Raw genomic sequence first — 20,288 nt, forward strand, 5'->3', positions numbered from 1 at the left:
TGCGGTCCGCTCCGAGGGAGCCCGAGCCCCTCGGGCACCGTGTGGTTGACTGATCCGCATGGCCCTGTTTCCGCACCCGCCCGTTCGGCCGTGAGCGCCGATCCGGCCGCGGCCACCCGGCCCCGCAACCGTAAGCAACTCATCGTCGAGGCGGCCGGCCGAGTCTTCAGCGAGCGCGGCTACCATGCGGCGTCCATGGAGCAGATCGCCGCCGGCGTGGGTATCAGCGCGGCGGCCCTCTACCGGCATTTCCCGAACAAGTACGCACTGTTCGCGGAGTGCGCCGACCTCATGGCGGACCGGCTCGTCGCCTCGCTCGACGAGGTGCCGTCCGGGGCGGGTCCGGCGGACGTGCTCAGCGCCGTCACCCGGGTCGCCGTCGCGCACCGCGCATCGCCGGAGAACTCCAGTCCCCGCGTCTCGCTCAGCCAGCGCATGAAGCCGGCCGTGTTGGAGCTCTCGGCAGTGGTGCGACTCGGGGACCACAGAAGGTCGGAATCGGTGCTCATCAGCGCCTCCGGGGGCGAGGTCGTGCGGGTGGGGTGCGGTAGCGGGTCAGTCGGACGGGGTCCGTCCGAGGTCGCGGACGAACTCCTCCGCCCGGGGCCATGGGCCGTAGCCGGAGGCGGGGTTGAGGTGCCCGACGGGGCCGAGGTCCACGAGGCTGCTGCCCCATGCCCGGGCGAGACCGGCGACGCGACCGGACTCGGCCAGGGGGTCGTTCGTACTCGCCGCGACGATGCTGCGGAAGGGCAGGGCTGTCCGCGGCACCGGTGTCCAGCCGTTGTCGCGCAGGTCCTCGGCGGTGGGATAACCCTCCGGCAGCGTGGCCTCGAAGTCGGGCGGTGTCGCGAGCAGCGCTCCCAGCACCGGACGTCGGTGTCGTTGCGCCCAGTGCACGGTGGTCATCACCCCGGCGCTGTGCGCCACGAGTACGACGGGGCCGGAGATCTCCGACAACACCTCGTCCAGTGCGGCGACCTGGGCGTCACAGCTCAGCCTGTCCTTCTCCAGCGGGGGAACGGTCCGGGCGTCGGCGATCCTGTCGGCGAGGAGGGTCTGCCAGTGTTCCGGCACGTGATCGCGCAGCCCGGGGACGATCACGACCGTCGGCTCTGCGGTGGGGCTCATGCCCGAGCCTCCGATGTCGTGGGCGCCGTGCCGGGCAGCAGCCCCAGGCGGCGCAGATCCCTCTCGTAGGAGAACATTCCGATGGTGAAGACCACGCTGGTCACCAGGGCTACGAGCGGGATCACCCGCAGCGCGCCGAGCAGGCCCATGCTGTCCGCGAGCATGCCCGTCACCGCGGGCCCCGGGGCGAGCCCGAGCAGGCTGTTGGCCAGGGTGAGAGTCGCGAAGGCCGTCGCCGCGATGGCTGCGGGGGTCAGATTGGCGACCATCGCGGCCGCCGGCCCGGCGGTGCCTGCGGCCACCAGGGTCCCGGCCCCGATCAGCACGAGTTGCAGCGGACCGGTCGGCAGATGGAATCCCGCCATCAGCAGCACGAGCGACCCGAGGCTGCACGCAATCGCGACGACCCACTTCCGGGCCGCGACCTTCCGGCTCAGGCGGTCCGCGACGATCCCGCCGAGCACCATGCCGATGCCGCCGATCAGCGCGAAGACCCCGGCTCCGAGGCCCGCCTCACCAGGAGTCATGTCGTAGTACCGGTTGAGGAAGCTGGGCATCCAGGCGAGCAGCGCCATCGCGATGAACATCTGCAGCCCGCTGCCGATGTACGCGCAGACCACGGACAGCGACGAGAAGAGCCGCGGCAACTGGGCCCGGATGGGTGCACGTTCGCCAGGTGTGGACCTGTTTCGTCTCGTCGAGGCCGAACCGAGTCTCTTCTCCGTGATCACGAGACCGTATACGGCGGCGAGCGCGAGCCCGAAGAAGCCCATCGCGCCGAAGGCCCAGCGCCAGCCGAACTCCTGGGCGATGGCACCGCCGATCGACACCCCCAGCACGGATCCGAACGACCCTCCCGCGATGAAGGCCCCGGAGAGCGTGGCCCGTACGCCGATGGGGAACACGCTCAGGACGACCGCGATGCCCACACTCCCGTACGCCGCCTCCCCGACACCCACCATGAACCTGCCCAGGAGCATCTGGCCGTAGCTCGCGGCTATGGCACAGCCCAACGTGGCCAGGCTCCACGCTGCCGCCGAGAGGACGAGGATCCTGACCCGGCCCCATCGGTCCGCCAGCAACGACAGGGGGAACGTGAGCACACCGACCATCAGGGCCACGACGCCGCTGAGCGTGCCCAACTCGGCGTCGGAGACCAGCCATTCCGCCTTCAGCAGGGGAAAGACGGCGTTGAGTACCTGTCGCGACATGTAGTCGGACAGCAGCAGCCCGAAACTCAGGGCGAACACCAGCCAGGCATAGCCACGGGACACGGCCGGAGTGGCGGGAAGCGTGTCCGGCACCTGGGTGCCGGCGGTGTGAAGTCTCATGGGCGTCACCTTTCGTCTCTGGTCAAGGCTCAGATCTCGTCTCTGGTCAGGGCTCAGAACGTGGCGTCGCCGACGATCCCGGCGCGCTCCATCTTCCGGACGGCGGGCCAGTAGTCCTGGACGGCGTAGTGCTGGGTGGAGCGGTTGTCCCAGATGGCGACGCTGTTCTTCTGCCAGCGCCAGCGCACTTGGTACTCGGGGACGGCCGCCTGGCTGATCAGGTAGTTCAGGAGGTTGCCGGCGCCGGGCGCGTAGTCCTGGCCGAAGCGCACGTTCTCCGGCGTGTGATAGTTGACGAAGTGCGTGGTGAAGGCGTTGACGAAGAGGATCTCCTCGCCGGTCTCCGGATGGGTGCGCACCACCGGGTGCTCGGGGTCCGGGAAGCGGGCCTTCAGTTCGTGGCGTCGCTCCGCCGGCATCACGGCGCCGAAGGTCGCCTCGATGCTGTGCCGGGCGCGAAGGTCCGCGATCTGGGCCTTGATGTGCTCGGGCAGCCTGCGGTAGGCCTCGGCCATGTTGACCCAGATCGTGTCGCCACCCACCTCCGGCGTCTCCACGCAGCGCAGTACGGCGCCCATGGGCGGGGCCGCGCGCCAGGTCGCGTCGCAGTGCAGGGCGTTCTCGTAGTGCTCGGCCTTGCTGTCCAGGTCCTTGTAGATGCGGACCAGGCCCGGGTGTTCGGGGTCGCTGCCGGCCACCGGGTGGTCCTCCAGAGGCCCGAAGCGCGCCGCGAAGGCGACGTGTTCGGCGCGGGTGATGTCCTGGTCACGCAGGAAGAGGACCTTGTACCGCAGCAGCAGTTCCTTGATCTGTGCGAACAGGTCGTCGTCGCGCGCGGCGTCGCCGAGGTTCACGCCGAAGAGTTCGGCTCCTATGGTGCAGGTCAGCGGCTCGACCTCGATCGAGGCGCGGCGACCCCCGGTGCGCACCGGAGCCGGCGAGCCTTCCGTCGGGTGAATGATGTGGGGCATCGTGCTCACTCCTGGTTGTCGTGGGATTCGTGCCATGGGGTACGCGAGGTGCTCGGATGCGGCGTACTCAGACGACGAAGACGGAGGATCCCGTGGTGCGCCCTCCTTCGAGATCCCGGTGGGCCTGCGCCGCGTCGGGAAGGGCGTAACGCTGGTTCGTATCGACCGTGATGCGGCCGGACGCGACATGTCCGAACAGCTCATCGGCCAGTGCGGCGCGCTCCGCGGGCTCGGCGATGTAGTCGGCCAGGGCCGGCCGAGTCACGAACAGCGAGCCGTGGATCGCCAGTTGCATGGCATCGAGCGGCGGCACACCGGAGGCCGTACCGAAGCACACGAGCAGGCCGCGGCGCTGCAGCGAGGCCATGGATCCGGCGACGGTGTCCTTGCCGACGCTGTCGAAGACGACCGGGACGCCCTTGCCGTCCGTCAACTCGCGCACCCGCTCGGCCACGTTCTCCCGCCTGTAGTAGACGATGTGGTCGCAGCCGTGGGCGCGGGCGACCTCGGCCTTCTCCTCGCTGGAGACCGTCCCGATGACGGTGATGCCGAGCAGCTTCGCCCACTGGGAGAAGATCAGGCCGACGCCGCCGGCCGCCGCGTGGAGCAGGACGGTGTCGCCGGACTTCAGCGGGTGGATGCGGCGCAGCAGATAGGCGGAGGTGAGGCCGCGCATCGTCATGGCGGCCGCGGTCTCGCAGCTGATCCCGTCGGGCAGTCTGATCAGTGAGTCCGCGGGCATGACCCGCTCCGTGCTGTACGCACCCAGGGGGCTGCCGGTGTACGTCACCCGGTCCCCCTCGGCGACATCCGTGACGCCCTCGCCCACGGCCTCGATCACACCCGATGCCTCCACACCGAGACCGGCGGGGAGCGGGGCCGGGTACAGGCCGGTGCGGAAGTAGGTGTCGGCGAAGTTGAGTCCGACGGCGACGTGCCGGATCCGTACCTCGCCCGGGCCGGGGTCACCGGCTGTGACCTCTTCCCACTTCATGACGTCGGGGCCACCGGTTTCATGGAAGCGAATGGCGTGTGCCATGACGTGCTCCGTTTGCTCGTGTGCAATCTGGGTGGGGTGGTGCGGGGCGGCGGCCGGGCCTCCGGCCGCCGCCCGCGGGAGCCGGGTCAGCTCGTGACGTCGCGCAGCATGGAACCGCGCTGTCCGGGGCGGCGGTTGGGCACCATGCCGAGCCGGGCGAGGGTCTCGTCGGCGTCCGCGTACCATTCACCGATCCGGTAGATCCGCTTGGCGTCCTGCCCGGTGGCGACGTCACGGCCCAGTGCGTCGGCGATCCGGACCATCTGCTCGACCTGCTCGACGGACGACATCCGCTCGCCCTTGCGCTGCCACAGGTTGTCCTCGTTGCCCACCCGCACGTGCGCACCCAGAGCGATGCCGACCGCGCCCATCGGCGCCACCGCGCGCATGGAGGCCTCGATGGTGAGCACGGCGCCGTCCGGGACGCGGCGGATGAACTCGACCAGGTCGGCGGGGTGCCGGCCGGCGAACCCGCCGCCGATGGCGACGTAGTTCAGGACGAGGGGTCCGCTGTAGACGCCCTTGCGGATCAGCCGTTCCACGGTCTCCAGCTGCGCCGTGTTGGCGAGCTGGAAGTGCGGCTGGACGTCCTTGGCCCGGAGCCTCTCGAGATGTTCGAGATAGAAGTCCGGCCCGGCCTCGACCACCATGTCCCGGTATGCCTTGTAGTACCCCGGTTTGGCGATCGACGTGCCCTCGATGTCCTCGTCGTCGAAGAGCTCGACGATGTTCATCTGGTTGGTGTTGATCGCGATCGTCACCTGGTCGGGCCGGGGGGTGATCTCGGCCAGCATGTGGCGGGTGTCGTAGCTGAGCCACTTGGCGTCGCCGCCTTCGTCCTCGGGGGCGAAGGATATGGATCCGCCGACCTGCAGGACCATGTCCGGCACGGCCTCGCGCAGCCGGGCCATCAGCTCGTTGAACATGGAGATGCGCTTGGAGCCGTGACCGTCCAGTTCGCGTACGTGGATGTGCAGCACCGTGGCACCGGCGTCGTAGCAGTCGACGGCCGCCTGCACGTGTTCGTCCATGGTGAGCGGGAGGTCGTCGGCGTCACCGGGCAGCCACTCCGGCCCGTAGGGCGCGGCCTGGATGACCAGCTTCTCCTGGTTCTCCGGATACAGGGAGTCGTCGAAGAAATGCATGGTCCATCTCCTTTGTGGGGCGGGACTTCTGTCGGTGGGGCTTCACTCGCTGCCCGCGGCACCGCCTGTGACGTGGCGCCGGAAGGGCAGAGGGGAAACGGGCGCGAGGGTGCGGAAGGGGTTCCCGGGTCCGGCGGTCGCTCGGATGCGATCGGCGGTCGGTGGGGAGGGGGCACGCGGCATCGGGCAGGGATTCCTGCTCGTCCTCGTGGGCCGACCATGTCCCTTGCGGTGGTCCCACGTTAAGCGCGGGTTACGGCACGCGCTTGACCGATGGTGACAGGAGACTTATCGCTTGGGGACACGCGCCCCGGAGCGCGTCGAGCCGCCCTCGGTCATTCCTCGCCCGAGCGCCGCTGCACGGTCCCGCGGACCCGCCAGTCCCTCGGGCTGCATCCGAACCGCTCACGGAACCAGCGCGAGAAGGCGCTCGGTGCGGAGAATCCCAGCAGTCCGGCGATCTCCGTGAACGACCGACGTGGGTTCGCGACGAGTTGTTCCGCCAGCTGGATGCGTGTCGCGTTGAGCACCGAGGAGAAGGTCTCGCCCGAAGCCGCGAGGTGCCGGTGCACCGTCCTCCGGTCGATGCCGAGGCTGTCCGCGACCTGCTCGATCGAACAGCGCCCGGTGGGCAGCAGGACTTCGATCAGCTCGCTCACACGATCCAGCACGGTGGTCTCCCTGGACACCGCGATGGACTCGAAGTACTGCCGGGCGTAGGTCCGCAGCAGCGGGTCCGACATGGGGTTGGGAGCCTTGAGTTCGCTGGCGTAGAAGACGATCCCGTTGAACTCCCGGCCGAATTCCACCACGGGGCCGAAGAGACGTCGGTGGGTGCCGAAATCCGCCGGCGCTTCGTGCGTGAAGCACACGGACAGCGGCTGCCACCGGTCACCCAGAAAGCTGCGGAGCACCCCGTGGAAGGCGCCCACGGCCAGCTCGGTGGCCTGGCGGGTGGACATGGCCTCACCCACTTCGAGACTCACCCTGAGGGTGGCCAGGCCACGCGCCTCGGAGAGCCGGCTGTGAAGCAACTCGTTGTACATGTACTCGTGGCGGACGAGGAGTTCGAGGGCACTGCGGACATCTGGCTCGTCACGCAGGACCAGACTGATCGGGCCGAGATTGGAGAAGCGGCGCCGCTCGGCGAGGAGCAGGCCGAAGTCCACTCGGTGCGAGGCCTCCGCGGAGAGTTCCAGCAGCTCGATGACCGCCGCGCCGGGGATCCACCGGTCCTGGACCGCGAGGCCGACGGGGTCGAGGCCCACGCGCTTCATCAGGGCCCGCGGATCGATGCCGAGCGACTGACTGACCTCGACATAGCTGTTCAGCGCTGCGTTGCGGACAAGCGGCTTCATGGCGCACTCCAGGGGATGAGTCCCCAAGTGATAAGTGAGATGTCACGTCAAGTCAAGTAACAGCCCACGTCGTGACCTAGCGTTGCACCACCGCGGCGGAGCTCTCCGCCCGGATGCGGCGACCCGGACGGCCGGTACTCCTCGGGAAGCCACAGAGAGGAAGGGAGGCCACCATGAGGAGCGAGATCAACATGCTGCGCCGGCCCCATACCGGGCCGGCCGTGTGGAAGGGACCGGAGCAGGTCGACTCCGGGGAAGGGGTCCTACGGCTCTCACCTGCGCAGATCGACGAGCTCGACGCGGCCCTGCACAGGGTGCACGAACGGAGCATTCCGCTGCTGAAGGTCACATCCGGTGACTTTCCGCTGCCCACGCCGACCGGAGAGCTGCGGCACGTCGCCGACGTACTGGAGAACGGCCGGGGCTTCGTACTCGTGAAGGGCATTCCGGTCGAGCGGTACAACCTGGCCGCGGCGAGCACCGTCTTCTGGGGGGCGGGCCGCCACCTGGGTACGCCGGTCTCCCAGAACGCGTCGGGTCATATGCTCGGCCACGCCCGGGACACCGGCCGTAGCCTCACCGATCCGGCGACGCGCGGATATCAGACCCGCGAGAGTCTGCCGTTTCACAGCGACGGTTCCGATGTCCTCGGACTGCTGTGCCTGCGAGCGGCCCGCTCCGGCGGGCGGAGCGCCCTCGTCAGCTCGGCAGCGGTCCACAACGCCGTCCTGGAGCGGCGGCCGGATCTGGTCGAGCGGCTGTACCGCACCCACTTCTTCGACCGCCGGGAGGAGCATGCCCCCGGCGACCTCCCGTACGCCGCGCTCCCGCTCGCGTCCCGGAGCCGGAGGGGGCTCAGCATGCGCTACAACCGCTGCTATCTCGAATCCGCACAGCGCTTTCCCGACGTTCCCCGCCTCGACCCGGCGGACGTGGAGTTGTTCGACCTCGTCGACGCACTGGCGGAGTCCCCGGAGTTCCGGCTCGATGTCGACTTCGAGGCCGGCGACCTGCTGTTCGTGAACAACCACACCGTTCTTCATTCCCGTACGGGGTTCGAGGACTTCGCCGAGCCCGATCCGGGGCGCCACGTCCTGCGACTGTGGCTGACCCTCGGGCACGGTCGCGGCGGGATCTCCCCCCGCGACGTCATCGCGACACAGAACTCCGCACGTCTCCGCGGCTTCCGTCACTGCCGGTGACCGTCACCGCCTGCGCCCCCACCGATCCAGTCCGAACAGGAGCCCCATGGACAACCTCGCCTCACTCCTGGTGAAGTCCGCCCGATCGGGCGGCGACCGCGTCGCAGTCCGCCAGGACGACATCACCCTGACCTATGCCCAACTCGACGACGCGAGCGCCCGGTTCGCCACACTGCTGCGGAGCAGGGGGGTGCACCCGGGCGATCGTGTCGCGCTGGTCATGCCCAACGTCAGCTGTTTCCCGGTGGCGTACTACGGCATTCTCCGCTGCGGCGGCGTTGTCGTGCCGATGAACCCGCTGTTGAAATCCCGTGAAGTCGCCTTCGCCCTCAGGGATTCCGGATCCCGGATCGCGGTGACATCGCCTCACTCCACACACGAGGTGGCGACAGCCACGGCAGAAGTCGGCATCGACTGCCTGGTCACCGACACGGCGACGTTCGACACCTTGGTTCAGGACTCCGAACCCATGCGACAGGTCGCCGGGCGGGCGGCGGACGACACCGCCGTGATCCTATACACATCGGGCACGACAGGAACCCCCAAGGGTGCCGAGCTGACCCACCGCAACCTGGTGACCAACGCGGCAACCACGGCCGGGACACTGCTCCACGTCGGTCCGGCCGACGTGCTGTTCGGGGGCCTGCCCCTGTTCCACGCCTTCGGGCAGACCTGCGCCCTCAACACCGCCGTCGCCGCGGGCGCCACCCTGACCTTGATGCCGCGGTTCGATCCGGCCGAGGCGCTGGAGATCATGCGGCGGGACGGGGCCACGATCTTCCTGGGCGTCCCCACGATGTACTCGGCGCTGCTCAACAACAGGGGCCCCGACGGGCACGCGCTCCCCCGCCTGCGTCTGGCCGTTTCCGGCGGCGCTTCCCTGCCGGTCGAGGTACTGCACACCTTCGAGCGGGAATTCGCCGTCACGGTACTGGAGGGCTACGGCCTCTCGGAGACTTCGCCGGTCGCTGCGTTCAATCCTCCGGACCGGCCCCGCAAGGCCGGCTCGATCGGCGTCCCGATCCGCGGCGTCGAACTCAGGCTCATGGCCGACGACGGCACTCCGGTGGGCCCGGGCGAGGTGGGCGAGATCGCGATCCGCGGCGAGAACGTGATGAGGCGCTACTGGAACCGTCCGGACGACACCGCGGAAGCTGTCCGGGACGGGTGGTTCCACAGTGGTGATCTCGCGCGGGTCGACGACGACGGCTACTACTTCATCGTCGACCGGAAGAAGGACCTGATCATCCGTGGTGGATACAACGTCTATCCCCGCGAGATCGAGGAAGTCCTCTACGAACACCCGGCCGTCGCGGAGGCAGCCGTCGTCGGGGTGCCGCACGAGGTCCACGGCGAGGAGATAGCCGCCGTGGTCACCGTGCGGGACGGCTCCCAGGTCACTGCCGACGAGATGCGCGACCATGTCAGAGCGCGGGTGGCGGCCTACAAGTACCCCCGGATCGTCACCTTCACCGACGCGCTCCCGAAGGGAGCAACGGGCAAGATCCTCAAGCGGGAGATCGTCGTGGAGTGGAAGGCGCCGTAACCCCGGGGCGGGTGGCCCCGTGTACTGGTGCGAAACTGCCCGCCATGAGCAGATACACCGAAGTCATCGTGTTGGCACGGAATGCCGAAGACGTGATGGAGCCACTCACCCAACCCGACGGGAACCGGGAGTGGCACCAGTGCTTCAAGCGTGTGGACGACGGCGCGTTCGACGGATCCATCACGTCCGAGGAGTGCTACGTCTGGGTTGTCCAGTTCATCCGCCACAACTGGACAGGACTGCTGGCACATCTGGAATCGCTGCCGTGGCCCGACCCGTGGTCTGTACAGGTTCTGGTACGCGACGAGGACGACGACTGCTTCGGGATGTGGATGCTGTACGACGGCCGGCTGGTGGAGGTACCGATACCCCGAACCAGGCGAGAGCCCTTCTCGAGCACCATCGTCGGGGTGCTCTCCCGGACCGACCGCCCCGGCCACTGAAGGCGCAGGAAGGCGGAGGCGCTCGACAGCGGCGTCACCGACACCCCTGGACGGCGGACCGTTGGACCTGCTGTGGTGACAGCGGACCTTGCAGAGCGCAGCGTTGTCGATCACATGCGTGGGCCCTGGCTGATGCCCCCAGGGCCCCACCCATCGTCACCCGCCCGCTACGAAGCTCCCACCCATTTCTCGGGCAGGAGGGCGTGGGCATCAGCACGACGAATGCAACCTGAGCAGCGATCTGGATCAGCAGGGGCTCGCTCGTACTCGATGCCGACAGCGGCCATGTGAAGAGCAACATCGGCAGCACCAGCGCGCCGAGGGAAAGGGGTGTCTCCATCTTCCTGTGAGATATGGTCACGCAGCGACCTGTTCGGCGCCACACGCGGTGTGAGCCCTGGAGGGCCGGCTGGCGCGTGTCCTGCATCAGCACCCCTTCACGCATCGACCGTTCGTCCATGTCCTGCATGTCCTGTCCAGTTCCCTGACCGCACGGGCACGGGTCTTTGGCGCCAGCACGTGCCGCACAGGGCGCAGCGATGACACGGTGACTGGCCGGCCCTGCACTGAACCGCCCACATCCCCGAACCTGCTGCGCAGTGTCTGTGGCGTCTCCCGTTCGGCGTCGCATCGTTTGCGCCACGTGGCGCGGAAGTGGCGCAAACAAATGTTGCCCGCACTACCCCTCCACGCGCAGTCTAGGGTCGCGGGAGCGCTCCCACGCAGTCGGCACCCTCGCCTGGAACCCGGTGCCCACCGGAAAGAGGATGAGTTGTCATGCGCGTGACAATAAGCGGCCACGACAACACGCCGGACATCGTGGGTGCGTGGAAGACCAGGGGCGCGGACAACCTCACCGTTCAACTGAACGACCGGGCCGGTCATCGCGCGGCCCTCCCGCTGACCGGCACCGGTGACGTCCGCTACGACAAGCGTGTCCGTTCGGAGCGCGCCACCGGGTGCGAACCACTTGTGTGCGTACGACCGCCGCGCAAGCGTCCTCGAGTCTGGAGCCGACATGCTACGACGCCGCTGGACCGGGCAGCTCCTGCTGGCCCTCCTGCTGACCACCCTTGCTCCCTTACCCGCCGCGACCCAGTCCTTCGCGGCGGCCCCGACCGCGACGTCGGATACCAGGCCGACCCGCGCGGAGGCTGACCCCTCGCCAGTACCCCTGCCTTCGCTCCGTGCGACCACTACCCAGGTCGCCTCCGGGCTGAGACGGCCCACCGCCCTCGCCGCCCCCGACGACGGCACGGACCGGTTGTTCATCACCGAGAAGTCCGGCACCGTACGCGTGTACCACCCGGATACCGGCCTTGCCACGGCCCCGCTCATCGACATCAGGTCGGCCGTGGACGAATCGGGCAACGAGCGCGGCCTCCTCGGCATCGCCGTCCCGCCCGACTTCGCTGACAGCCACCACCTGTACGTGGCGTACACCGCACGGCCCGACGGAGCGGTCACTCTCGCCCGTTACCGCCTCGACGAGTCCCGCTCGGAGGTCCTGCTCTCCCAGCCGCACTCCGAGTACAGCGACCACAACGGCGGCCAGCTCGCGTTCGGCCCCGACGGCCACCTGTACTGGAGCATCGGTGACGGCGGCGGCTCCGCGGACCCCTTCCGCTCCGGGCAGCGACTGGACACCCTGCTGGGCAAGGTGATGCGCATCGACGTGAGCCGCGGTTGCGCCCCGCTCCCCTACTGCGTCCCCGGTGGCAACCCCTTCGTGGGCGCCCCCGGCGCGCGCGAGGAGATCTGGCTGTACGGTCTGCGCAACCCCTGGCGGTTCTCCTTCGACCGCGCCGACGGCTCGATGTGGATCGGCGACGTCGGCCAGGGCCGGTGGGAGGAGGTCGACCACCTCACGCCCGGAGAGGGAGGGCTGAACCTCGGCTGGTCCTGCCACGAGGGCCTGGAGAAGTTCGAGGGCGGCGATTGCGTGCCCGGCGAAACGTACACGGAGCCGGTTTTCACCTACTCCCCTTACACGGGCGGCTGCTCGGTCATCGGCGGTCACGTCTACCGGGGCCAGAAGTACGCCGACCTCGTCGGCGGCACGTACATCGCCACCGACTACTGCTCGTCCACGGTCTGGGCGCTGCGACCCGGCGGCGAAGGCGGCTACGAGCAGGCCGAGATCGGGGAGATGCCCACCCAGGTGACGTCCATCGGCACGACCGTCGACGGAGAGTTCTACGCGGTCAACGATCTGCCCGGCGGCCTGCACCGCGTGGCCTTCGCCCGTGAGGAGCCCGCCTGCCGTGTAAACCTCACCATCCGGACCTGGGGCACCGGCACGACGGTGGACCTCACCGTCACCAACACCGGCAGCACCCCCATGAACGGCTGGACGCTAGAGTTCCCGCTGGTCCTCGGGCAGACCGTCACCTCCGACTGGAACACCGACCTCACCCAGGGAAGCAACACGATCACGGCCACCAACACCTCGCACAACGCCACGATCGCTCCCGGCGCGAGCATCACTCTCGGCTACCTCGCCGCACACACCGGTGACTCGTCGTCGCCGCCACGGTTCATGCTGAACGGGGACGCCTGCGCCGTCGGCCGCTGAGCCGCCTGTACCGACGCCCTCCACGTCATCCCGCGAACCGTCGCCACCCGCTCGCCGTTCGACTGAGAACCGCCCGTGCGCACTTCGGAGGTGCGCACGGGCGGTCACGTCTGCGGGGTGCTCCGCACCCCGGCGAGCGTGCGGTGGTCACAGGCCCCGAGGGCCGTCACCCGCCGCTGTGGACTCGGCCAGCTTCTGGAACTCTCCCAGGTCGTAGTTGGTGAGTGCCGAGTCGAGGTTGGTCAGGGCACCCAGGTGCTCCACGAATCCGCTGGGGTCGTACTCGATCTGCAGGGCGACCCGGCTGGAGGTGTCGTCGAGCCGGTGGAAGGTGACCACGCCTGCGTGATGCACACCCTCGATCGTCTTCCAGGCGATCCGGTCCTGCGGGACGACCTCGGTGAGCTCCGCGACGAAGCTCTTGTCGGCGCCCGGCAGGGACAACTGCCAGGAGAACCGGCGCTCGTCCATCGGATCGACCCGTCGCACGTGGCTCAGGAACTTCGGCCACTGCGACACATCGCTCCACAGAGCCCAGGTGACGCTGACGGGCGCCTTGATGTCGACGGTCTCGACGAGGGAGGAGGACATGAGCAACAACCTTTCTTTCGCTCGGTTTCGCCTTCCGCTGCCGACTACCCGATAGGCGCCGCCACACGCATGCTCCTTCGCCATCCGGTCGCAGGAGAGACACCGATCAGCTTCGGGACGTCGGCCGGGCCGCACGCCGGGGCCGCCGTGGTGGGCCCCGGATGCGTGGGTAGACGAGAAGGGAGAGCCGAGCGAGGAGGGGTCGATGACGAAGGACACGTCGCTGCGTGCGGTGGGATGGGCACAGTCGTTTCCCGTATCGCACGGGGTACGGGCCGGCCGCCACTGGACGCGGGACCACCTGGCGTCCCTGGAATGGACGAAGGACGCTCCCGAAACCGTGGACGCGATACTGCTCAGTGTTTCCGAACTGGTCACCAACGCGCACGTGCACGCACACAGCGACGCCCAGCTGGTCCTCACCTGGGACAGTCGCTGCCTGCACGTGAGTGTCCACGACTCCGATCCCGTACCCCCCGCCCAGCAGCCCGAAGACCACACGACGACCGGTGGCCGTGGACTCGCCATCGTCGACGCGCTCGCCGACGGATGGGCCACGCACCCCCAGGCGTCGGGCAAGACCATCACCGCCTGCTTCGTCCCTCCCGGCGCGCCGAAGCCCCCGCATGGCGATTCCATCGACTGATCCCCCGCAGGAAATGATTCGGCGGGCGGCGCGGCGACCCGTCCGGAGAGACACCGAACTCGGGCTCTCGGTACGGCGCTGCGGGAGCGGTGCGCCGTACTGGCCGCCGCGGTCGCCCAGGAGATCCCCGGCGCGGCCTTGGCGGGGCTGCCCACGGGCGGACTGCATCTGTGGCTTCGTCTTCCGTCCGGCGTGGACGACACCGTCCTCACCGGTGCCGCCCGGCAACGGGGCGTCGCGGTCAGCACCGGCAGCCGCTACTTCGCCACCGAGCCGCCGGCAGCCCACCTGCGCATCGGGTTCGCCGCGGCGGCCGACCACTCCGAGCTGGCCGAGGGTGTACGGCGACTGGGAGCCGCGCTCACGGACCTCGGCCCGATGGAAGCGTGAGGCGTGATCAACGGGTTGGATCCATGGCGTCGCCTGCCGCGACAGTCCGAAGGACCGGGTCCGCGTCCGTGGGACGGCGGCGCCGGGCCGCCGTACTCGCGCCCGACCAGCAGCCGGTCACGGCCGCCGCGCGCACACCTGAGCGAACCTCCGGGTGAACACCGACCATGCCGAGACCGCCGCGCCCTCGTCGGCCACGGCCTCGGTGTGCAGCCGGTCCCTGTCGAAGCCCTGCAGGGCCAGCCGCTCCCGGTCCCAACCGGCGATCCGATGGGCCTCCGCCTCCGGGTGGAACTGCACACCCCAGGCCCGCGCCCCGACCCGGAACGCCTGGTGGGGGCAGGCCGCGCTGGACGCCAACCAGGCGGCACCCGGCGGGAGTTCGGTGATCGCGTCGACGTGCCGCTCGATCGCGGGAACCGCCCGGCCGAGCCCGTGGAGCAACGGGTCGTCGGCGGCTTCGGGGCGCAGCCGGATCTGTGTGCTGCCGAACTCGGGCTGCCCGTGACGCGCCCGTACGCTGCCGCCCGCCACCTGAGCGAGCAACTGGCCACCGAGGCAGATGCCGAGGACGGGCGTGCCGCCGTCCAGCGCCTGCGCGACGAGGTGGCGGGTGGCCGGGAGCCAGGGCGCGCGCTCGTCGTCGTCCGGCAGGAAGTTTCCGCCGAGCACGAGAAGCGGCCTGCTGTCGAGCCTTCGGGGCAGGACCTCACCCTCGTAGGGACGTAGCACTTCGAGGCCGATACCCGCCTCGCGCAGCCAGGCCCCGACCCGGCCGGGACCGCCGCTCCTGGTGTTCTGTACGACCACGGCGGTCGGCGGGCCCGGTGCGTTCGAAGGCGTCATCGCCTCGGCTCCCCTGCTCGGCATCTGCGTTCGCTGCGCTGATCATTCCGACAAGCACTTCGTAGCCGTCGGCACAAAGAATAGTTGGCGCCCACAGCTGACTGCCCTCCTGACCGGAAGCCCGAAACCCCTGACCCCGCGGCGGCGGGCTCCTGCTGTGGCCGACCGCGGACAGCAGCGACGGCGGCTCGGCAGCCGACGGCTCTTCACCTCAACCAGCGATACCGCCGCATCCGTTGTAGCGTCGACGAACCGGCGCTGAGCTGCACAGAGATCCGTCAGCTCACCTCATGCCACCACCGGCGCAGCCCGCATCGCGAACGCCCCCACCTCCGGTCCGGCAGCCCGACGGCACGGTCGATGTCATCGACGAGGTCCTCGGGGTTCCCCTCGGCGTCGGCGGAGGGGTTCCCCTCGGCGTCGGCGGAGGGGTTCCCCTCGGCGTCGGCGGCTTCCCGTTCCGCACGACCGAGACAGACCTCCAGGAGGGTTCCGTCCTGGCCCTGTACACCGACGGCCTCGTCGAAGCGGGTGAGGACATCAGCGAGGGCACCGAGGCCCTCCGATCCCAACTCGCCCGTGCCGCAGGGGAACTGGAAGCGACGGCGGAGAACATCCTTACGAGCATGCTCCCTTCCGCGCCCACCGACGACACGGTGATCGTGCTCGCACGGGCGAGCCGGTCATCACCTCACCGGCCGGGGCGAGCCGTGTGATGGCCAGTCAGCTCACGGTCGATCCTCGTGCACCGTACAGACACACACGCGCCGCCGTGTACATGCTCGATAGGTTGTACCCGTGCGCGAGCCGGGAGGATGGACCGGGCGGACCGTAAGGGGTCTGCTCTGCGCTTCGGCATGCCTTTTCCTGGGTGTGGTGAGCCATGCCTCGGCCGGTGGGCGGCTGCCCGGCGCAGGTCCGCTGGCGCTCATCCTGGCCACGCTGACCGTGCTCGGCTCGGTGTTCTTCGGTGGCCGCCGTCGCCGCTTCGATGTCACGGTGCTGGCGCTGGCCGGAACACAGTTCTCCCTCCACCTCGGTTTCCATCGATTCTCGATGCCCGAAGTCGGCCACGCGGCACATCACATGGCCGGCCGGCACATGGTCATGGGCCCGGCAGACATGGCCGAGCGCGGTATCGGGCATTCTCTGTCCTCCGCCATGACCTCGGCTCATACGGTCGCCACGGTCGGGACCGCGCTGTGCGTCATCTACGGAGAACGCGTCCTGCGCGGGCTGGCCGCCCTGGTCGTCCCGGCCTTCTGCTACCGCGAACCCCCGGCCCTCCCTGTCACCCCTCAGCTCCGGCCGGTGCCCCTGTCGTCGGCGCATCCCCGATTCGGGGTACTGCTCGCCCGTTCCCGGACCCGGCGGGGTCCTCCCTCGGCGACCCCGGCCTGACGGTCCCCCTTCCGCGTTCCATCGCACCGGCTGTTCACCGGTGCGCCGAGGCATGCGTACGGGCGGAGCCGGGCCGGGGCACTCGCGTCGCACCGTCACTCCGACGGAAGCACGTCACCGACTTCGCGGCGTCCCCGGCTCGTCCGGCGGCCGCGTCCACCTGAGGGATAGGCATGTCTTTCGGAACCGAAGAACCACCACAGAACGACCGCCGTCGTATCGACGCCCCGTCCGCCGCGGCGGCAGCAGTCGCCGTCGCCGAGCCCACCTCCACCCCTGCGGCCGAGCCCGGGCCCGGCCGCTCCTGGCAGGCCGTACGGAGCCTGCTCGTCCGGCTGCACTTCTTCGCCGGCGTATTCGTCGCCCCTTTCCTGTTGGTGGCCGCCCTGACGGGGTTGGCCTACACCTTCACGCCGCAGCTCGACCAACTCGTGTACGGCGACCAGTTGCGCGTCGAGCAGGTCGGCGAGGCGCCCCGTCCGCTGGCGGAGCAGATAGCCGCAGCCAGGGCCGCCCACCCGGAGGGCAGCCTGGCCTCCGTCGTCACCCCTCCCGGCCCGGAGGACACCACACGGGTGGTGCTGTCCCTGCCGGAGCTCGGTGACAAGCAGCGCACCGTGTTCGTCAACCCCTACACCGCCGAGGTGCAGGGCGACCTGACCACGTGGTTCGGCTCGACGCCACTCACCACCTGGCTCGACGACCTCCACCGCAATCTGCACCTGGGCGAGACCGGTCGCCTCTACTCAGAAGTCGCCGCGAGCTGGCTCTGGGTGATCGTCGCGGGCGGCCTCGTCCTCTGGCTCGGACGCAGCCGTGGACAGCGGGCCGGGTCCGCACGGGGCGTTCTGCTGCCCGACCGTTCGGCCCGGGGCGTGCGCCGCACCCGCAGTTGGCACGCGGCCACGGGTGTGTGGCTGGCACTCGGTCTGCTCTTCCTGAGTGCCACGGGCCTGACGTGGTCGCATTATGCGGGCGATCGGTTCGGGCAGCTGCTGGACGCGGCCAGGGGCCGTGCTCCCGCGTTGGACACCACACTTCCCGGCGCTCAGCCGCCAGCGGAGGACGAGGGCGGCGAACACGCCGGGCACGGCGCCGCGGAGGACTCCGCCGCGGCGGATCCGGCCGACTTCGACGCGGCCCTGGCCGCGGCCCGGGACGCCGGGTTGGGCGGCACGGTGGAGGTGACGCCTCCCGCCGACAGTTCGGGCGCGTGGGTCGTGGCCCAGGGCGACAACGTCTGGCCGGTGCACTACGACCAGGTCGCTGTCGACACCGAGAAGGGCGAGATCACCTCCCACAGCCGGTGGGCGGACTATCCGCTCCTCGCCAAGCTCAGCAAGCTCGGGGTGCAGGGGCACATGGGCGTGCTGTTCGGCATCGTCAACCAGATCGTGCTGGCCGCGATCGCGCTCGGCCTCACCGCCGTGACCATCTGGGGCTACCGCATGTGGTGGCAGCGCCGCCCGACCCGCGACGATCGCAGGGCTGCATTCGGCACGGCGCCCGCCCGCGGAGCCTGGCGCCGACTGCCGCTGCCCGTGATCGTCCTGGGCATCCCCGCTGTCGCCGCCCTCGGCTGGGCGCTGCCGGTCCTGGGGGTGACCCTGGCCGCCTTCCTCGTCGTGGACGTGGTGACAGGCCTGGTCCGGCACGTGCGGGCCTCGTAGGAGCAGAGGGCCCGGAGGACGGGGCAACAGCCCCTGTCCTCCGGGCCCGGTGTCAGCCGCTGCCTCAGGTGACGTACGGCGAGCCGAGCGTCAGCGCGTCGGTGGTGCGGGACACGACACACGTTCGTCGACGTCGGCATGACCTTGGCGCCGTGCCCGGTGAAGGGCCCGCGGCTAACGCACCAGTCGATCCGTGAAGCCGTTGCCGAAGACCCGGTGAGGGTCGAGCCGATCCAGGACGGAGACGGCTTCGGACCACTGCCCGGCGCCGTACGAAGCGGGCACCGCGGACCCGATGATCTGCTCGTCCGCCCAGGCCGCCGTGTCCGTATAGCCCCAGCCCTTGGACCACTCGACGCGCGCCAGCGCGTAGTCGCCGTCGAAGGTGCTCATCAGGAAGCGTTCCAGTTCCCGGTAGAACTCGTGGGCTCCGGGTGAGGTCGGCTGGGTCAGCACGTCCACCCACACCACGCAGTCGTACTCCGGGTGGTCCGGGTGCGGGCGGACGACGGAGAGCAGCGGCGGGCGTGCGCCCGGCGCGGCGGAGTCATCGGGCTGGTCGAGGCCGCTGACCCTGATCTCCACCTGCCCGTTGATCGGGAATCTGCCCGCCGCGGCCCAGGCCGCCAGCCTTTGCTTGTAGTCGCCGGCGAACTCGGAGACGACGCGCTGGACGTCTGCCCGGCGGGTGAGGATCCCGTACCCGTTCGCGGTCTCACGCAGTGTTGTGGGGCGCAAGTAGAACTGGAGGGCGTGCGACGGGCCCCACAGGTCCTTCGCGAGGGTGGCGGTCAGTCCGGTCGCCGCCACCGTGTACTGCGCGGCGCCGAGCAGCGGCGCGAGATGCCAGGAGCCCCCGACGACAAGCCCGGCCAGCCGGGCGACCGGGGTCGGGACGACATCGCTGAACGGGTAGTTGTACGGGCTGTGCACCGGCCTGGAAGTGACCGGGCGCTCAGGGCTGAGGCTCCACACCTTGAGCCAGGGCCGGTCGGTGAAGGCGAACCAGATCGTCTCCACCCGCCCCGACTCGGCCATGAAGTCCGCGAAGGTGTTTCCCCGGGCGGCGAGGGCGCTGCCCGGGGCGGCGAACAGTTCGTCGGCGGTGAGGTCGACGCGGCTCCGGCAGCGCAGCGGTATGTCCTCGCCCGCCTGGATCTCTGCCTCCACGATGAGGCCGCGCCCGAGGTGGGTGGCCAGCGCCTCGCACTCCTCGTCGGTTCCTCGGTGGAAGGTCTTCACGACGTAGGCATCCTGCTCCGCGTCCCAGACGACGGCGGTGAGGGACAGGACGAGGTTGCTGAGGCTGCCGTAGGTGTGGCCGGGGCGGGCGGACTCGCCGTCCGCGGGGACGCTGGTGCCGTGGGCGTCGATGGCCAGCGTGCCGCCCAGGGTCAACTCCCCCGGCGCGGGAGTGTTGGTGACGCCCAGCCCGTGGTCGGCGAGGAAGGCCATCAGCGTTTCGAGGGTCGCCCCGGCCTGCGCGCGCACCGCGCCGGGGGCGCCTGCGGGCGGGGTCGTGAGTTCCATGTGCGTGAGATGGACGGTGGTGTCCAGCAGGAGGACCTTCGCGTCGCGCTCGGTGGACGAAGTGATGGTCAGGGGCGACCAGTTGTGCGCCTTGCCCCGGGCACGTAGCCGCCAGCCGTTGGCATGCGCCCAGTTGGCGAGGTCGGCGAGGTCCTGCCCGGTGCGGGGCGCGCACGCCCACAGCCCGCCGTGGGTGATCTCGCCGGCCCAGTTGATGTACGGGGAGAGGTAGGGCACCAGACCGGCGGGCAGTTCGGGTGCGGCCGTCGGAACGATGACCGTCGCCGCGGCGGCCGGGGAGGACCCGGCCGTGGCAGCACCGAACGGGATGCCCAACGCGCCGGCAGCCGCCGCGGCCCGCAGAACACCACGGCGGGAGAGTCCGGAGGGCTCGGAGGGGCGGGAGGAGGTGACAGGACGCGGGGGGAACTCCGAGTGATCAGACATGAACCGAATGTATGGGGCTTCGGCGC

At 69.8% G+C, this 20,288-nt stretch carries 18 protein-coding genes and 1 pseudogene; 10 read left to right on the top strand and 9 right to left on the bottom strand.

The genetic code is table 11. The features are described 5' to 3' along the window. Positions 1–90: 90 nt before the first annotated feature. Positions 91–396: pseudogene (locus tag OG844_RS03800) on the top strand (TetR/AcrR family transcriptional regulator); the annotation flags it as partial. 159 nt (positions 397–555) lie between these two features. Here the strand turns inward: OG844_RS03800 and OG844_RS03805 are convergent. The 6 genes from OG844_RS03805 to OG844_RS03830 form a co-directional block, all read right to left on the bottom strand. Further along, entirely contained in the window at positions 556–1,131 is a 576-nt protein-coding gene (locus tag OG844_RS03805; protein WP_406388075.1) for an RBBP9/YdeN family alpha/beta hydrolase, read from the bottom strand. Further along, positions 1,128–2,462, bottom strand: a complete 1,335-nt coding sequence (locus tag OG844_RS03810; protein WP_406388076.1) for an MFS transporter — start codon at positions 2,460–2,462, stop codon at positions 1,128–1,130. The genes OG844_RS03805 and OG844_RS03810 overlap by 4 nt, the downstream gene beginning before the upstream one ends. A 53-nt stretch (positions 2,463–2,515) precedes the next feature. Then, positions 2,516–3,433 (bottom strand): TauD/TfdA dioxygenase family protein, encoded by a 918-nt coding sequence (locus OG844_RS03815; RefSeq protein ID WP_406388077.1) that lies wholly within the window; start codon positions 3,431–3,433, stop codon positions 2,516–2,518. A gap of 67 nt (positions 3,434–3,500) precedes the next feature. Then, positions 3,501–4,472 (bottom strand): quinone oxidoreductase family protein, encoded by a 972-nt coding sequence (locus OG844_RS03820; protein ID WP_406388078.1) that lies wholly within the window; start codon positions 4,470–4,472, stop codon positions 3,501–3,503. Positions 4,473–4,558: 86 nt separating this feature from the next. Continuing rightward, a complete protein-coding gene (locus tag OG844_RS03825) occupies positions 4,559–5,617 on the bottom strand; it encodes a 3-keto-5-aminohexanoate cleavage protein (protein WP_406388080.1) in 1,059 nt (352 codons plus the stop codon). Between the two features lie 335 nt (positions 5,618–5,952). Next, positions 5,953–6,975, bottom strand: coding sequence for an AraC family transcriptional regulator (locus OG844_RS03830; protein WP_406388081.1), 1,023 nt, complete (start codon positions 6,973–6,975; stop codon positions 5,953–5,955). 173 nt (positions 6,976–7,148) lie between these two features. Between OG844_RS03830 and OG844_RS03835 the strand changes: the two genes are divergently transcribed. From OG844_RS03835 to OG844_RS03850, 4 genes are all read left to right on the top strand, one after another. Beyond that, the gene (locus OG844_RS03835) at positions 7,149–8,177 is read left to right on the top strand and encodes a TauD/TfdA family dioxygenase (RefSeq protein WP_406388082.1); all 1,029 of its coding nucleotides are present in this window, start codon (positions 7,149–7,151) and stop codon (positions 8,175–8,177) included. A gap of 46 nt (positions 8,178–8,223) precedes the next feature. Then, the gene (locus OG844_RS03840; protein WP_406388084.1) at positions 8,224–9,723 is read left to right on the top strand and encodes a long-chain-fatty-acid--CoA ligase; all 1,500 of its coding nucleotides are present in this window, start codon (positions 8,224–8,226) and stop codon (positions 9,721–9,723) included. Positions 9,724–9,767: 44 nt separating this feature from the next. Beyond that, positions 9,768–10,166, top strand: a complete 399-nt coding sequence (locus tag OG844_RS03845) for a hypothetical protein (RefSeq protein ID WP_406388085.1) — start codon at positions 9,768–9,770, stop codon at positions 10,164–10,166. A gap of 1,018 nt (positions 10,167–11,184) precedes the next feature. Continuing rightward, the gene (locus tag OG844_RS03850) at positions 11,185–12,741 is read left to right on the top strand and encodes a PQQ-dependent sugar dehydrogenase (RefSeq protein WP_406388086.1); all 1,557 of its coding nucleotides are present in this window, start codon (positions 11,185–11,187) and stop codon (positions 12,739–12,741) included. Positions 12,742–12,888: 147 nt separating this feature from the next. On the opposite strand, the gene OG844_RS03855 is transcribed toward OG844_RS03850, so the two are convergent. Then, on the bottom strand, positions 12,889–13,332 hold the full coding sequence (locus tag OG844_RS03855) for an SRPBCC family protein (protein ID WP_356422939.1): 444 nt from the start codon (positions 13,330–13,332) through the stop codon (positions 12,889–12,891). Positions 13,333–13,537: 205 nt separating this feature from the next. On the opposite strand from OG844_RS03855, the gene OG844_RS03860 reads away from it, so the two are divergent. Beyond that, the gene (locus OG844_RS03860) at positions 13,538–13,978 is read left to right on the top strand and encodes an ATP-binding protein (RefSeq protein ID WP_406388087.1); all 441 of its coding nucleotides are present in this window, start codon (positions 13,538–13,540) and stop codon (positions 13,976–13,978) included. 192 nt (positions 13,979–14,170) lie between these two features. Further along, the gene (locus tag OG844_RS03865; RefSeq protein ID WP_406388088.1) at positions 14,171–14,368 is read left to right on the top strand and encodes a hypothetical protein; all 198 of its coding nucleotides are present in this window, start codon (positions 14,171–14,173) and stop codon (positions 14,366–14,368) included. Between the two features lie 117 nt (positions 14,369–14,485). Here OG844_RS03865 and OG844_RS03870 read toward each other — a convergent pair whose 3' ends face one another. Then, entirely contained in the window at positions 14,486–15,214 is a 729-nt protein-coding gene (locus tag OG844_RS03870) for a type 1 glutamine amidotransferase (protein WP_406388089.1), read from the bottom strand. Positions 15,215–15,504: 290 nt separating this feature from the next. On the opposite strand from OG844_RS03870, the gene OG844_RS03875 reads away from it, so the two are divergent. The 3 genes from OG844_RS03875 (at position 15,505) to OG844_RS03885 (ending at position 18,285) form a co-directional block, all read left to right on the top strand. Further along, positions 15,505–15,930: a SpoIIE family protein phosphatase gene (locus OG844_RS03875; protein WP_406388090.1), complete on the top strand. Its 426-nt coding sequence runs from the start codon at positions 15,505–15,507 to the stop codon at positions 15,928–15,930. A 160-nt stretch (positions 15,931–16,090) separates the two neighbouring features. After that, positions 16,091–16,615, top strand: coding sequence for a hypothetical protein (locus OG844_RS03880; RefSeq protein WP_406388092.1), 525 nt, complete (start codon positions 16,091–16,093; stop codon positions 16,613–16,615). Positions 16,616–16,788: 173 nt separating this feature from the next. Continuing rightward, positions 16,789–18,285: a PepSY-associated TM helix domain-containing protein gene (locus tag OG844_RS03885; protein WP_406388093.1), complete on the top strand. Its 1,497-nt coding sequence runs from the start codon at positions 16,789–16,791 to the stop codon at positions 18,283–18,285. Positions 18,286–18,459: 174 nt separating this feature from the next. Here OG844_RS03885 and OG844_RS03890 read toward each other — a convergent pair whose 3' ends face one another. Continuing rightward, positions 18,460–20,262 carry a cholesterol oxidase substrate-binding domain-containing protein gene (locus tag OG844_RS03890; protein WP_406388094.1) on the bottom strand — a complete coding sequence of 601 codons (1,803 nt, stop codon included), beginning with the start codon at positions 20,260–20,262 and terminating at the stop codon, positions 18,460–18,462. Positions 20,263–20,288 lie beyond the last annotated feature (26 nt).

Source organism: Streptomyces sp. NBC_00887 (assembly GCF_045207585.1).

What these genes read in the sequence shown, in the direction of transcription:
- OG844_RS03805 (WP_406388075.1), bottom strand. Translation starts at nt 1,131, where the DNA reads ATGAGCCCCACCGCAGAGCCGACGGTCGTGATCGTCCCCGGGCTGCGC.
- OG844_RS03810 (WP_406388076.1), bottom strand. Translation starts at nt 2,462, where the DNA reads ATGAGACTTCACACCGCCGGCACCCAGGTGCCGGACACGCTTCCCGCC.
- OG844_RS03815 (WP_406388077.1), bottom strand. Translation starts at nt 3,433, where the DNA reads ATGCCCCACATCATTCACCCGACGGAAGGCTCGCCGGCTCCGGTGCGC.
- OG844_RS03820 (WP_406388078.1), bottom strand. Translation starts at nt 4,472, where the DNA reads ATGGCACACGCCATTCGCTTCCATGAAACCGGTGGCCCCGACGTCATG.
- OG844_RS03825 (WP_406388080.1), bottom strand. Translation starts at nt 5,617, where the DNA reads ATGCATTTCTTCGACGACTCCCTGTATCCGGAGAACCAGGAGAAGCTG.
- OG844_RS03830 (WP_406388081.1), bottom strand. Translation starts at nt 6,975, where the DNA reads ATGAAGCCGCTTGTCCGCAACGCAGCGCTGAACAGCTATGTCGAGGTC.
- OG844_RS03835 (WP_406388082.1), top strand. Translation starts at nt 7,149, where the DNA reads ATGAGGAGCGAGATCAACATGCTGCGCCGGCCCCATACCGGGCCGGCC.
- OG844_RS03840 (WP_406388084.1), top strand. Translation starts at nt 8,224, where the DNA reads ATGGACAACCTCGCCTCACTCCTGGTGAAGTCCGCCCGATCGGGCGGC.
- OG844_RS03845 (WP_406388085.1), top strand. Translation starts at nt 9,768, where the DNA reads ATGAGCAGATACACCGAAGTCATCGTGTTGGCACGGAATGCCGAAGAC.
- OG844_RS03850 (WP_406388086.1), top strand. Translation starts at nt 11,185, where the DNA reads ATGCTACGACGCCGCTGGACCGGGCAGCTCCTGCTGGCCCTCCTGCTG.
- OG844_RS03855 (WP_356422939.1), bottom strand. Translation starts at nt 13,332, where the DNA reads ATGTCCTCCTCCCTCGTCGAGACCGTCGACATCAAGGCGCCCGTCAGC.
- OG844_RS03860 (WP_406388087.1), top strand. Translation starts at nt 13,538, where the DNA reads ATGACGAAGGACACGTCGCTGCGTGCGGTGGGATGGGCACAGTCGTTT.
- OG844_RS03870 (WP_406388089.1), bottom strand. Translation starts at nt 15,214, where the DNA reads ATGACGCCTTCGAACGCACCGGGCCCGCCGACCGCCGTGGTCGTACAG.
- OG844_RS03875 (WP_406388090.1), top strand. Translation starts at nt 15,505, where the DNA reads ATGCCACCACCGGCGCAGCCCGCATCGCGAACGCCCCCACCTCCGGTC.
- OG844_RS03885 (WP_406388093.1), top strand. Translation starts at nt 16,789, where the DNA reads ATGTCTTTCGGAACCGAAGAACCACCACAGAACGACCGCCGTCGTATC.
- OG844_RS03890 (WP_406388094.1), bottom strand. Translation starts at nt 20,262, where the DNA reads ATGTCTGATCACTCGGAGTTCCCCCCGCGTCCTGTCACCTCCTCCCGC.